The following is a 13,404-nucleotide window of genomic DNA, read 5'->3' on the forward strand; positions in this document are numbered from 1 at the left end:
ATGTCTTATTTGTTTGAGATATTACCGAGTTTATTGAGCGGTGCAAGCATGACTTTACAGGTTTTTGCACTGGTCTTGATTTTTTCTATTCCCTTGGGCGTTTTGATTGCTTTTGCCTTGCAAGTCCATTGGAAACTCCTCCATTATCTGATCAACATTTATATCTGGATCATGCGAGGAACACCCTTGCTCTTACAATTGATCTTTATCTATTATGTGCTTCCAAATATTGGGATTCGTTTGGATCGCCTTCCTGCGGCTATTATTGCCTTTGTTTTGAATTATGCAGCTTACTTTGCTGAAATCTTCCGTGGAGGGATTGATACTATTCCTAAGGGGCAATATGAGGCTGCTAAGGTCTTGAAGTTTAGCCCTTTTGCCACAGTGCGCTATATTATCTTACCACAGGTGACCAAAATTGTTCTTCCTAGTGTATTTAATGAAGTCATGAGTTTGGTCAAGGATACTTCTTTGGTCTATGCCTTAGGTATTTCAGATTTGATTTTGGCTAGTCGTACAGCAGCCAACCGTGATGCTAGTCTGATTCCTATGTTCTTGGCAGGAGCAATTTACTTGATTTTGATTGGTATTGTGACTATCCTTGCCAAAAAAGTTGAGAAGAAGTACAGTTACTATAGATAGGAGGTTGCCATGTTAGAATTACGAAACATCAACAAGGCCTTTGGTGGCAAACAAATCTTAACTAATTTCAGCCTATCAATTCCTGAAAAGCAAATCCTGGCAATCGTAGGTCCATCAGGAGGCGGAAAAACAACCTTATTACGTATGTTAGCTGGATTGGAAACAATCGATTCAGGGGAAATTTACTATAACGGCGAATCGCTAGCTTTAGACGAACTAGAAAAGCGCAACCTACTAGGATTTGTCTTCCAAGATTTTCAACTTTTCCCTCATTTATCAGTTCTGGACAATTTGACCCTATCGCCTGTGAAAACTATGGGAATGAAGCAGGAAGAGGCTGAGAAGAAGGCGCGTGTACTCTTGGAACAGTTAGGACTAGCAGGGCACGCAGATGCTTATCCATTTTCATTATCAGGTGGGCAAAAGCAGCGGGTGGCCTTGGCGCGTGCTATGATGATTGACCCAGAAATCATTGGTTACGATGAACCAACTTCTGCCTTGGATCCAGAATTGCGCTTGGAAGTGGAAAAACTGATTTTGCAAAATAGGGAACTTGGGATGACGCAAATTGTGGTTACCCACGATTTACAATTCGCTGAAAATATTGCGGATGTATTATTAAAAGTAGAGCCTAAATAGGAGGAAAAATGATGAAAAAATTGATGCTTGTATTAGTCAGTCTAATGACTGCTTTGTTCTTAGTAGCTTGTGGGAAAAATTCTAGTGAAACTAGTGGAGATAATTGGTCTAAGTACGAGTCTAACAAGTCTATTACTATTGGGTTTGATAGTACTTTTGTTCCAATGGGATTTGCTCAGAAAGATGGTTCCTATGCAGGATTTGATATTGATTTAGCTACAGCTGTTTTTGAAAAATACGGAATTACGGTAAATTGGCAACCGATTGATTGGGATTTGAAAGAAGCTGAATTGACAAAAGGAACGATTGATCTGATTTGGAATGGCTATTCCGCTACAGACGAACGTCGTGAAAAGGTAGCATTCAGTAACTCATATATGAAGAATGAGCAGGTATTGGTTACTAAGAAATCGTCAGGTATCACGACTGTAAAAGATATGACTGGAAAGACTTTGGGAGCTCAAGCTGGTTCATCTGGTTATGCGGACTTTGAAGGAAAGCCAGCGATTTTGAAGGATATTGTCGCTAATAATGAAGCGAATCAATACCAAACCTTTAATGAAGCCTTGATTGATTTGAAAAACGATCGAATTGACGGCCTATTGATTGATCGTGTCTATGCAAACTATTATTTAGAAGCAGAAGGCGTTTTAAACGATTATAATGTCTTTACAGTTGGACTAGAAACAGAAGCTTTTGCAGTTGGAGCACGTAAGGAAGATACAACTCTGGTTAATAAGATAAATGAAGGATTTTCTAGTCTTTATAAGGATGGTAAGTTCCAAGAAATCAGTCAAAAATGGTTTGGAGAAGATGTAGCAACCAAAGAAGTACAAGAAGGACAGTGAGATAAAATAGTGGATGAGACTGCGTTTTGATTAGCAAAACGTAGTCTTTTTATCAATTGGGAAAGCGCATGATAGCCATTTAATATAGCGTATTAAATCTGGAATAGTATACTGTGACTTCTAAAACATTGCTAGAAATTGATTTGACTTTTCCAATCAATTTGTTCAGATTTTATTTCATTTCACTATATTCTGGAAAGATTTTCTAAATTTTTTCCTCAAATTGAGTCTCTTTTCTTATCAAAAAAACCTCTGGCAAAAACCAGAGGATAAGGGGTTATTTCATTGTTGGGAAGAGCAATACATCACGGATAGTAGTTGTATCAGTGAGGAGCATGCAGAGACGGTCGATACCGATACCCAAACCACCTGTTGGTGGCATACCGTATTCAAGAGCCTCGATGTAGTCGTAGTCGATACCTGTTGCTTCATCGTCACCAAGTTCTTTAGCTTTTGCTTGGGCTTCGAAACGGCTAAGCTGGTCGATTGGGTCGTTGAGCTCAGTAAAGGCATTACCGTACTCTTTGGTCATGATGAAGAGCTCGAAACGGTCTGTAAAGCGTTCGTCTTCAGGATTTTTCTTAGCGAGTGGAGAGACAGCTACTGGATGACCGTAGACAAAGGTTGGTTGGATCAAGGTTTCTTCAACAAATTCTTCAAAGAATGCATTGATGATGTGACCAACTTCAGTGTAATGTTTTTCAACTGGAACTTTCTTCTCAGCAGCGATAGCTTTAGCTTCCTCGAAAGTCATGTCTTGCCAGAAGTCTACACCAGTAATTTCCTTGATAGCATCTACCATGTGAACACGTTTAAATGGTTCGTTGATCTTAATTTCAGTTCCTTGGTAGTTAACAGGACCATCACCCTTAACTGCCTTAGCAGCGTGTTGGATAATACCTTCCGTCAAGTCCATGATATCTTGGAAATCCGCATAAGCTTGGTAAACTTCGATAGAAGTGAACTCAGGGTTGTGAGTAGCATCCATTCCTTCGTTACGGAAGATACGGCCAATTTCATAGACACGTTCCATACCACCAACGATAAGACGTTTCAAGTGAAGCTCGGTCGCGATACGAAGCACCATGTCAATGTTCTGTGCATTGTGGTGAGTGATAAATGGACGAGCAGCAGCGCCCCCAGCTTCGTTGTGGAGGACAGGTGTTTCCACTTCAAGGAAACCTTTTTGATCAAGATAACGACGGATTTCAGAGATGATTTTTGAACGAGTGACAAAACGTTCAAAGCTTTCACGGTTAGAAATCAAGTCAAGGTAACGTTTACGGTAAATTGTTTCAACGTCAGTCAAACCGTGGAATTTCTCTGGAAGTGGGCGAAGTGCTTTAGACAAGTGTGTAATGTGAGTTGCCTTGATAGAGAGCTCTCCCATATCTGTACGCATGACTTCACCTTCGACACCAAGGAAGTCACCAAGGTCAGCCTTTTTGAAGATTTCGTAGTTTTCTTCACCAACTTCGTCTTTACGAACGTAAATCTGAATTTGACCTTCACGATCTTGGAGATGGGCAAAGCCGACTTTCCCTTTACCACGTTTAGTTACCAAGCGTCCAGCAATTGTAGCAGTCTCGTTTAATTCGTGTAGTTGTTCTTTATCAAGTTCTGCAAATTTGTCTTTAAGTTCTTGAGAGTTAGCAGTACGTTCAAAACGTTTTCCGAAGGGATCGATTCCTTGTTCACGGAGCGCAGCCATTTTTTCACGGCGAACGATCTGCTGGTCATTTAGTTCTTCCATATGTTCTGTAGACATGGGTTCCTCCTAATTTTACTCAAAATTTGATACGATGAGTCATTTTTTGCGATACTCTCATTTTATCATAAATAGCCGAGAAATTCACGGATATTCTTTGAAAACTAAAAAGAACTTGACCATTAAGATCAAGTTCCATTATTTTTCTTGATAGGAAGTGTCATTCCATCTTTCCAGAGTGAAGGTTTCAAAATCATTAGTCTCTAAAACTGTCAGACTAGCATTGGCCAAGCCTCCATCTTTGCGAAGATGAGCCTCTTTATAGCCTAGAAGAGTACGTAGGCTAGCAGTGAGATTTGCACCGTGACCAACGATTAGAATGTTTTCAGCCGAACTTTCTTTCAGAGATTTGATAAATTGAACAGTACGCTGAGTCGTAGAGTAGAGGGATTCCGCTTCAAACATCTTCGTATCAAACTGAGCCAGATTAGAGCGAAAGGCCTTGATTTGTTGTGGGTAGATGGCATTGAGCGTAGCGATTTTTAATCCCTCTAGTTTGCCAAGTTGCCATTCACGTAAGTCAGGAATGCTCTTTAAAGGACAAGGGGCCTGGAGTTGGCTTTGGATAATCTCAGCAGATTTGACTGCTCGAGGTAAATCACTTGAATAAATCTGATCAAAAGGAATATCCTTAAGATACTGGCCAAGTTGCTTTAGGATATCAATAGACTCTGGAAGAAGGGGAGAGTCACCACTAGCACCTTGAAAACGTCCTTCAAGATTCCAGAGGGTGCGACCATGACGGACAAAATAGAGTTTCATTACTTACTTTCCTCCAAGATATCAGCAAAATCCGCTTTTACAAAGCTGGCTAAGTCTTGTGGCGCGACGATAATGCTGTGGCCAATTTCCCCAGCAGAGACAATCATTTGATTCAAGTCCAAAGCAGTCTTATCGAGAAAAATGGGATAATTGTGTTTCTGACGAATACCGACAGGGTTGTTAGCTCCATGAACATAGCCTGTCGTTTTTTCCAAATCTTTTTGAGGAATCATGCTTACTTTTTTATTGCCAGAAACCTTTGCTAGTTTTTTCTCAGACAGGTGTTCCGTTATGGGAACAATTCCAATAATCGGTCCTGTCTTGTCTCCCAAAAGAGCCAAGGTTTTAAAAATCTGTTTTCGGTCGTATTCAGGAGGAAGTTCTCCTTCAAGCGCATTGATTTGAATACCAGTATGGTCAATACCTGCCTTGGTCAAGATCTGCTCGACCAAGGTTTTTTTAATCTTAACTTTCTTTGCCATTATTTATACTTATCCTCCAATTGACTCATCCAGATACCAAGCCAAATACCAAGCGCAAAGAAGAAGGCAACGAGAACATAGCTCACAATAGAAAGCCCAGTGTATTGGATACTTTCAGCATTTCCGGCATTTGGGATCAAAATTAAGAGGGTGCTTGAAAGCACAATCCCAATGATAAAGTGATAAACACGGGAGTGGTAGTTGTTCAAGGCGTGATCCATTAATTTTGAAAAGATAATGAGGGTTGCTCCTGCACCAATCCCGATAGGAAGGAAGGTACCAAACAAATCAAAGGTCTTAAAACCAGTCAGCATTGGAGCGTACAGTCCCAAAATCAAAAGTAGATTTGACGGACTTAAACCAGGCACCAAGACACCAAGAGCTAAAAGAACACCTGCTAAGATGAAGTTTGCAAAACTAGCACTGAGTGACCCTACGACAAAATTGAGCGCGTAAAGACCCAATCCTGAAATGATAAAGGTAGTCCAGAACCAGACTAGGTCAATCTTATCACGATCAGACTCTCGAGTAGATTCTTTAAGGAGGCTAGGAACTGTACCGATGATAGCTCCAGCAAAGCTCCACAAAACATAGACTTGGTAATTTTCTAGCAAATACTCGATCGGATAGGAAAATAAACCAATCCCAAGCAACATCCCGATAGCTACTGGGATAAAGTAAAGGACATTCTCTTTAAAATCTTTAAAGGGGTGAGCCAGAAAGCCAATCATTCGCTCGTAAATACCCAAAATAGCTGCTAAAACACCGCCAGAAATTCCCGGTAGGATAAATCCTAATGCGATGACGATTCCTTTAATAACTCGTGCAATCCATGAAAACATAATAAAATCCTCAATTTCATAAAATTCTTTCTCTATGCTATCAATTATAACACAGACGGGGAGAAAATGAAAAAACAAGTGAAAAAGTTTGTTATTTTCACTTGTCTTATGGCCTTAAAAATAGTTTTCTGAAGGTTTCTTCCTTCTCTTTAGCAGTAGAAATCAAATTGATGTCCAAATGATGTTCAAATCCTGCAATTCTCCCCTTAGAAGTGTACTGGTGGAGATCGTAGTCCAGATCGGTATTTGGTTTCGTTTCAAAATAACCTGAGTCTGTTCCATAGGAGGGGATCCAAATAGCAGTGAACTTATCTGTATTGATACTATGCTCTTGCATGAAGTAAACCCCAACGTAGATACCGATATTTTTAGCGCCGAGAGCTGCCAGTTTGGCACGAAAGGCTTCAACACCTTCATTCATATCGGACATTGTTTTTTCTTCAACATCTAACCAGTAGTAGCTAGGATTGTAGGGAGAAGCAGCGTTGTAGAAGACTTCAGCAGCCTTCTCCATTTCTTCCTTATTTTTTCCAGCTACATAGGCATAAACCCCCACAGGGACATTCCGTTTTTGAAATTCTGCTATATGATTTTTATAGGCTTTATCGACACCATTGATAAAGGCAGCATCATTTGTTTCAGTGTGCTGAGCCCCATTGTGCACGCGAACGATAACACCAGAAATGTTTTGAGATAAGGTGTCGTAGTTGATCTCCTCAGGTCTTTGCCAACCAGAGACGTCGATAATGGGTTTGTCAAGATTATGCAAGGCTTGTGTTTCAACTTGAAGAGAATTTGGTTTAGTTTTGACAGGATGGTCCTCAAAACTTGGTTTGTTGAGGAGTAAAATCGCTATGAAAATTCCAAATAAACTAAAAATAATAGCAGGATGAATTTGTTTTCTCATATTTATTTAGTTTATCGTAAAAATTTAAAAAAATCAAAGGAAACAGTCTAGAAATGTAGACAAGTAGGGGAGATTTTCAGGAAAGCACCTGTTTGTTTGTTCTTTAAAAGTAAAATTATGGTATAATATAAGGGAATTTTTACAGAAAAGAGAATAGTATGTCAAATTATGCCATTATTTTAGCAGCGGGTAAAGGTACTCGCATGAAATCAGATCTTCCAAAGGTACTTCATAAAGTAGCAGGAATTTCGATGTTGGAACATGTTTTTCGTAGTGTTGGTGCTATTCAACCTGAAAAAACAGTTACTGTAGTTGGTCACAAGGCTGAGCTAGTTGAGCAAGTCTTGGCTGGTCAGACAGACTTTGTTACCCAATCAGAACAACTAGGAACTGGGCATGCTGTCATGATGGCAGAGCCCATTCTCCAAAATCGCACTGGGCACACCTTGGTTATCGCTGGGGATACACCTCTGATTACAGGTGAAAGCTTGAAAAACCTCTTGGATTTCCATATCAATCACAAAAATGTTGCGACGATTTTAACAGCTGAAGCAGCTGATCCTTTTGGATATGGTCGAATCGTCCGTAACGATAACGCTGAAGTTCTTCGTATTGTTGAGCAGAAAGATGCCACAGACTTTGAAAAACAAATCAAGGAAATCAATACTGGTACTTATGTTTTCGATAATGAACGTCTTTTTGAAGCCCTTAAAAATATCAACACTAACAATGCTCAAGGTGAATACTATATTACTGATGTGATTGGTATTTTCCGTAATGCGGGTGAGAAGGTTGGCGCTTATACTCTCAAGGATTTTGATGAAAGTCTTGGGGTAAATGACCGTGTAGCTCTTGCGACTGCGGAAGCAGTGATGCGCCGCCGTATCAATCAAAAACATATGGTCAATGGTGTCAGCTTTGTTAATCCAGAAGCAACTTACATTGACATTGATGTTGAGATTGCTCCTGAAGTCCAAATTGAAGCCAACGTTACCTTGAAAGGTCAAACGAAGATTGGTGCGGAGACCATTTTAACAAATGGGACTTATATCGTGGATAGCACCATTGGAGCTGGAGCTGTGATTACGAATTCTATGATTGAGGAAAGTAGTGTTGCGGACGGTGTGACAGTCGGCCCCTATGCCCACATTCGTCCAGGTTCAAGCCTAGCTTCCCAAGTTCACATTGGTAACTTCGTAGAAGTTAAAGGCTCTTCAATCGGTGAAAATACCAAGGCAGGTCATTTGACCTATATCGGAAACTGTGAAGTGGGCAGCAACGTTAATTTTGGTGCAGGAACTATTACAGTCAACTACGATGGCAAAAATAAATACAAAACTGTCATTGGCAATAATGTCTTTGTTGGCTCAAACTCAACTATTATTGCTCCTGTAGAACTTGGGGATAATTCTCTGGTTGGAGCGGGTTCAACCATTACCAAGAATGTTCCTGCTGATGCCGTTGCTATCGGTCGTGGACGACAAGTTAACAAAGACGAGTACGCAACACGCTTACCTCATCATCCTAAGAACCAGTAGGAGTTTGTCATGGAATTTGAAGAAAAAACGATTCACCGAAAGGAAATCTATCAAGGTCCTATTTTCAAACTAGTACAAGACCAGGTAGAACTACCAGAAGGAAAGGGTACTGCCCAACGTGACCTGATTTTTCACAATGGAGCCGTTTGTGTTCTAGCCGTGACAACTGAGGATAAAATTGTCCTCGTTAAGCAATACCGAAAGGCTATCGAGGCCGTCTCTTATGAGATTCCCGCAGGAAAACTAGAACTTGGTGAAAATGCAGATCCAATGGCAGCTGCCCTCCGTGAATTGGAAGAAGAAGTTGCCTACACTGGTAGGTTAGAACTGTTGTACGATTTCTATTCTGCGATTGGATTTTGTAATGAAAAACTAAAACTCTACCTCGCTAGTGATTTGGTCAAGGTAGAAAATCCTCGCCCACAAGATGATGATGAAACCTTGGAAGTTCTAGAAGTGAGTCTAGAGGAGGCCAAGAACCTGATCCAGTCAGGCCATATCTGTGATGCCAAGACTATCATGGCAATCCAGTACTGGGAACTACAAAAGAAATAGAGGAGAAACCCATGGGAAAACCTTTATTAACAGACGAAATGATTGAACGTGCCAACCGAGGTGAGAAAATCTCAGGACCACCTCTTCAAGATGATGAGGAAACCAAGATCCTACCAACGTCTTCACAACATTTTGGTAATTCACGTTCTAGAGACCGCGGTTTTAGTCAAGATACACTTACAATCGAAGTAGAACCAACGATTCATAAGAGCCGCCGCATTGAGAACACTAAGAGAAATGTTTTTAATTCGAAACTCAATCGCATCTTGTTTGCAGTCATCCTACTTTTGATTTTGCTAGTTTTGGCAATGAAACTCTTGTAATTGAAAGGAAATGAAATGAAAATTGGAATCATTGCTGCCATGCCAGAAGAGCTCCTATATTTGACTCAGAATTTGGATAAACCCAAAGAAGTCCAAGTCTTAGGAAATACTTACTACACTGGTACTATTGGCAAGACAGAAGTTGTCCTAGTTCAGAGTGGGATTGGGAAAGTTATGTCGGCTATGAGTGTAGCGGTGTTAGCTGACCACTTCCAAGTAGAAGCCATTATTAATACAGGATCAGCAGGTGCACTTGCAGAAGGGATTGCCGTTGGAGATGTAGTGATTGCGGATAAGTTGGCTTACCATGATGTGGATGTGACTGCTTTTGGCTATGCTTATGGTCAGATGGCTGGTCAACCTCTTTACTTTGAATCAGATCAGAAGTTTATCACTGGGATTAAAGAAAGTTTATCTCAAGTAGAACAGACTTGGCACCTAGGCTTGATTGCTACAGGGGACAGTTTTATAGCTGGGGATGATAAGATTGCTAGTATCAAATCCCACTTTCCAGCTGTTTTAGCAGTTGAAATGGAAGGGGCGGCCATTGCTCAAGCGGCTCAGACTCTTGGCCTACCTTTCCTCGTCATTCGTGCTATGAGTGACAATGCCAATCACGAAGCCTCTATCTCTTTTGATGAGTTTATTATCGAAGCTGGACGTCGTTCGGCCCAAGTCTTACTAGCCTTTTTAAAGGCCTTGAATTAAGCGGAAATTTGACAGTTTATCTAGCTTATGATAAGATTTAAATAAAGAAAAGCTAGAAAACGTTTCAGAGGATATTATGAGTATTGAAATGACCGTCAGCGAGATTGCAGAGGTCTTAGGACTATCTCGTCAGGCAATCAACAATCGTGTTAAAGAACTTCCCGAAGAAGACACGAAAAAAAATGACAAAGGTGTAACAGTAGTTACTCGAAGTGGCTTAATCAAGCTAGAAGAAATCTACAAAAAAACGATTTTTGAAGATGAACCAGTCAGTGATGATGTCAAACAACGCGAACTGATGGAAATCTTGGTCGATGAGAAAAATGCTGAAATTCTTCGTTTGTACGAGCAACTCAAGGCCAAGGACCAGCAACTGGCAGAAAAAGATGAGCAGATGCGCATCAAAGACCGTCAGATTGCAGAAAAGGACAAACAATTGGACCAACAGCAACAGTTAACTCTTCAAGCTATGAAGGATCAAGAAAGCTTGAAACTAGAGTTAGACCAAGCAAAAGAAGAAGTCCAAGCAACCAAAAAAGGTTTTTTTGCTCGCCTATTTGGAGGAAAATAAAGAAGCTGTTTGGGTTATTCACTAACCTAATAGCTTCTTTTATTATTTATAGTTTAAATTGAGTCGGAATTGAGGTAAAAGATGGAAAAATTAAGAGACTATATCGCCTTTGACTTAGAATTCAATCAACACGAAGGGGTTACTCATTTAATTCAGGTATCAGCAGTTCGTTTTCAAGATGGTCAAGAGATAGGTGCCTTTGATTCTTATGTCTATACCAGCGTGCCTTTAAAGAGTTTTATTAATGGTTTGACAGGAATTACAGCTGAAACCTTGAAAGATGCGCCAAAAGTAGAACAAGTTTTACAAGACTTTCAGGCTTTTGTTGGCAATTCACCTATCGTTGGATACAATGCATCCAAGAGTGATTTACCTATTCTCTTGGAGCATGGCTTGGACTATCGTGACCAGTACAAGGTCGACCTATATGATGAGGCTTTTGAACGCCGTAGTTCTGACCTACACGGCATAGCTAATCTTAAATTGCAAACTGTGGCGAATTTCTTAGGCTTTCATGGTAAGTCACATAATAGTTTAGAAGATGCCCGCATGACAGCGCGTGTTTATGAAACTTTTTTGGAGTCTGACGAAGGAAAACTATTGTTAGAAGAACAGAGTAATCTATCCATGAATCCTTTTGGTGGGCTAGACTTATCTCAATTTCTAGACTAGGAGTGCCTATGAAACCTGAAAAACCTAAAAAACTAGGTTTTAGGAAAATTTACCTCAACCTAGATAAAGTTCTCTTCCTCTTTTTCTTAATTTTCATGATGGTGGAATATCTGTGGTTACCTCTCAATTCTTTTCTTGCTGGTCTTTTACTCAGCCAGACGGGCTATTTGTTTATTTCTTACAATAATATTTTTGCCATTATCACGAGTTCTCCTTTAATCAGTCTGGCCTTTCTCGTCTTGATTGTAATCAATCTTTTGGTGGCCTATTTCCAGATTTGCCTACTCTTTATTGGGGCGCGTCACCTTCTCTACCACGAAAAGAGAACCTTGATTGAGTACAGTCGCAAAGTTTTCCAGCAAAGTTTTCTGTTCATGAAACGCTTGAGCTTCTGTAAGATGGCCTTTGTATTCTTCTACGTAGCCATGCTCTTTCCTTTCATCAGGAAAATTTTAAAAATTTATTACTTAAATAAAATCGTTATTCCAGACTTTATCGTGACTTATCTGGAAGACAAGTACTGGCTAGTAGGCTTGATGATTTTTGCATCTGCTTGGATTTTGCTCTATGTGTCTGTCCGACTCATGTTTGCCCTTCCGAAGATTCTCTTTGAAAAGAGGACTGTGAGAGAAGGAGTAAAATATAGTCTGCAAAAGACAAAAAAACAAGTTCTCTTTTATGCTTGGAACTTGCTACTTATTATTATTAAAACCTATCTCTTTTTCTTCCTTCTCTTGACTCCCTTGCTAATAGGACAGATTGTAATTGACAATTTAACACAGAAAGAATCACTGATTCTTGGAGTTATCAACTTTGTCTTGATGAAAAATGTTCACTATATGGCGTTGAGTTATTTCCTTGTTAAGTTTGTCTCCTTTTTGACAGGAGAGGAGCTGGAGATTATGCCAAGAAGAAAAAAAGATCACCTAATGAGGTGGGGGGTTATGGGCTGTGCTAGTATCTTTTTTGCGCTGGAAGGTTATATCTATCTGGAAGCTCCTGTGACAAATACCCCTTTAGTCATTTCACATAGGGGCGTTTCAAATAAAAATGGTGTACAAAACACTGTACAGTCTTTGGAAAAAACAGCGCAACTGAAACCAGATTTGATTGAAATGGATGTACAGGAGACCAAAGATGGTCAGTTTGTGATGATGCATGACGCCAATCTTAAGAACTTAGCAGGTATCAATGCCAGACCTCAAGACTTGACTTTGGAGGAGTTGACAGGGTTAGATATTTCTGAAAATGGCTATCGAACCAAAATATCTAGTTTTGATGATTATCTCAATCGCGCGAATGAACTTCATCAAAGATTGTTGATTGAAATCAAAACCAGTAAAAAAGACAGTCCACAAATGATGGAACGTTTTCTAGAGAAGTATGGACCGATTATCAAGCAGTATGGTCATCAGATGCAATCACTAGACTATCATGTGATTGACCAAGTTCTGAAATATGATTCGACTATTCCAGTTTATTTTATCCTACCATATAACAGTATTTTCCCAAAAACCAAGGCAACAGGATATACCATGGAGTATTCAACATTGGATGAATACTTTGTCACTAAACTTTGGTATACAGAACAAAAGCTTTACGTATGGACCATCAATAGCTCTGACGCACTTGATAAATCCTTGCAGTTGTCAGTAGATGGGATGATTACAGATGACATGGAAATGCTACAGGAGACTTTAGCAGCAGCTCAGGAAGATCCAGAATACACCGATCTCCTTTTGAAAAAAGCTACGGAGTTCTTTAATTTCTAACATAGAAAAAAGGAGAAGTGAACCTTCCTCCTTTTTCTGTAGGTGATTAGAATGGTAATTTTCCAGCGAAAGCACCTAGTTTTTTCTTAGTCGTTTCGTCGATTTGTTCTAGAGCAGCGTTGATGGCTTGAACGGTCATATCAGACAAGGTTTCTAGGTCTTCTGGATCTACAACTGCTGGACTGAAGTCAATACTAACAACTTTCTTATCTCCAGTTAAGGTCGCTTGGACAAGGTCTTGAGCAGATTTTCCAACAAATTGCATAGCAGCGAGTTCTGCTTGACTTTGTTCCATTTGTTTTTGAAGTTTTTGTGCTTGGCGCATCATGTTTTGCATGTTCATCATAAGATTTTTAAGATTCCTTTCGTATCAAG

The 13,404-nt window shown here is 39.9% G+C and carries 16 protein-coding genes; 10 read left to right on the plus strand and 6 right to left on the minus strand.

Features of this window, described 5'->3' with window-relative positions; translation table 11 throughout:
- Genes I6G42_RS06410 through I6G42_RS06420 form a run of 3 tightly spaced genes read left to right on the plus strand, consistent with a single transcriptional unit; the run spans position 1 to position 2,129 of the window.
- The gene (locus I6G42_RS06410) at positions 1-642 is read left to right on the plus strand and encodes an amino acid ABC transporter permease (protein ID WP_038805144.1); all 642 of its coding nucleotides are present in this window, start codon (positions 1-3) and stop codon (positions 640-642) included.
- 9 nt (positions 643-651) lie between these two features.
- Complete coding sequence (locus I6G42_RS06415; protein WP_038805146.1) at positions 652-1,281, plus strand: amino acid ABC transporter ATP-binding protein; 630 nt, start codon at positions 652-654, stop codon at positions 1,279-1,281.
- A gap of 11 nt (positions 1,282-1,292) precedes the next feature.
- Entirely contained in the window at positions 1,293-2,129 is an 837-nt protein-coding gene (locus tag I6G42_RS06420) for an amino acid ABC transporter substrate-binding protein (protein WP_038805646.1), read from the plus strand.
- Between the two features lie 277 nt (positions 2,130-2,406).
- Here I6G42_RS06420 and lysS read toward each other — a convergent pair whose 3' ends face one another.
- From lysS to I6G42_RS06445, 5 genes are all read right to left on the minus strand, one after another.
- Positions 2,407-3,897 (minus strand): lysine--tRNA ligase, encoded by a 1,491-nt coding sequence (gene lysS / locus I6G42_RS06425; RefSeq protein ID WP_000102438.1) that lies wholly within the window; start codon positions 3,895-3,897, stop codon positions 2,407-2,409.
- A gap of 138 nt (positions 3,898-4,035) precedes the next feature.
- Positions 4,036-4,659 (minus strand): histidine phosphatase family protein, encoded by a 624-nt coding sequence (locus I6G42_RS06430; protein ID WP_038805148.1) that lies wholly within the window; start codon positions 4,657-4,659, stop codon positions 4,036-4,038.
- The gene (locus I6G42_RS06435; protein WP_038805149.1) at positions 4,659-5,141 is read right to left on the minus strand and encodes an aminoacyl-tRNA deacylase; all 483 of its coding nucleotides are present in this window, start codon (positions 5,139-5,141) and stop codon (positions 4,659-4,661) included. The genes I6G42_RS06430 and I6G42_RS06435 overlap by 1 nt, the downstream gene beginning before the upstream one ends.
- The gene (locus I6G42_RS06440; RefSeq protein ID WP_038805150.1) at positions 5,141-5,983 is read right to left on the minus strand and encodes a DUF368 domain-containing protein; all 843 of its coding nucleotides are present in this window, start codon (positions 5,981-5,983) and stop codon (positions 5,141-5,143) included. Before I6G42_RS06440 ends, I6G42_RS06435 begins: the two co-directional genes overlap by 1 nt.
- A gap of 106 nt (positions 5,984-6,089) precedes the next feature.
- Entirely contained in the window at positions 6,090-6,890 is an 801-nt protein-coding gene (locus I6G42_RS06445; protein ID WP_038805151.1) for a glycoside hydrolase family 25 protein, read from the minus strand.
- A 158-nt stretch (positions 6,891-7,048) separates the two neighbouring features.
- Here I6G42_RS06445 and glmU point away from each other — a divergent pair, with 158 nt between their 5' ends.
- From glmU to I6G42_RS06480, 7 genes are all read left to right on the plus strand, one after another.
- Positions 7,049-8,428: a bifunctional UDP-N-acetylglucosamine diphosphorylase/glucosamine-1-phosphate N-acetyltransferase GlmU gene (glmU, locus tag I6G42_RS06450; protein WP_038805152.1), complete on the plus strand. Its 1,380-nt coding sequence runs from the start codon at positions 7,049-7,051 to the stop codon at positions 8,426-8,428.
- A gap of 9 nt (positions 8,429-8,437) precedes the next feature.
- Entirely contained in the window at positions 8,438-8,983 is a 546-nt protein-coding gene (locus tag I6G42_RS06455; RefSeq protein WP_038805153.1) for an NUDIX hydrolase, read from the plus strand.
- A gap of 11 nt (positions 8,984-8,994) precedes the next feature.
- Complete coding sequence (gene macP / locus I6G42_RS06460) at positions 8,995-9,306, plus strand: cell wall synthase accessory phosphoprotein MacP (protein WP_038805154.1); 312 nt, start codon at positions 8,995-8,997, stop codon at positions 9,304-9,306.
- A gap of 15 nt (positions 9,307-9,321) precedes the next feature.
- Positions 9,322-10,014 carry a 5'-methylthioadenosine/adenosylhomocysteine nucleosidase gene (locus I6G42_RS06465; protein ID WP_038805155.1) on the plus strand — a complete coding sequence of 231 codons (693 nt, stop codon included), beginning with the start codon at positions 9,322-9,324 and terminating at the stop codon, positions 10,012-10,014.
- 76 nt (positions 10,015-10,090) lie between these two features.
- The gene (gene rocS, locus I6G42_RS06470; RefSeq protein ID WP_000021247.1) at positions 10,091-10,585 is read left to right on the plus strand and encodes a chromosome segregation protein RocS; all 495 of its coding nucleotides are present in this window, start codon (positions 10,091-10,093) and stop codon (positions 10,583-10,585) included.
- Between the two features lie 81 nt (positions 10,586-10,666).
- A complete protein-coding gene (locus I6G42_RS06475) occupies positions 10,667-11,257 on the plus strand; it encodes a 3'-5' exonuclease (RefSeq protein WP_038805156.1) in 591 nt (196 codons plus the stop codon).
- A gap of 8 nt (positions 11,258-11,265) precedes the next feature.
- On the plus strand, positions 11,266-13,029 hold the full coding sequence (locus I6G42_RS06480; RefSeq protein ID WP_038805157.1) for a glycerophosphoryl diester phosphodiesterase membrane domain-containing protein: 1,764 nt from the start codon (positions 11,266-11,268) through the stop codon (positions 13,027-13,029).
- 46 nt (positions 13,030-13,075) lie between these two features.
- Here the strand turns inward: I6G42_RS06480 and I6G42_RS06485 are convergent, their stop codons facing one another.
- On the minus strand, positions 13,076-13,375 hold the full coding sequence (locus I6G42_RS06485) for a YbaB/EbfC family nucleoid-associated protein (RefSeq protein WP_000981527.1): 300 nt from the start codon (positions 13,373-13,375) through the stop codon (positions 13,076-13,078).
- Between the last annotated feature and the right edge of the window lie 29 nt (positions 13,376-13,404).

The sequence above is a fragment of the Streptococcus oralis genome (assembly GCF_016028255.1).
Classification (GTDB): domain Bacteria; phylum Bacillota; class Bacilli; order Lactobacillales; family Streptococcaceae; genus Streptococcus; species Streptococcus oralis_AC.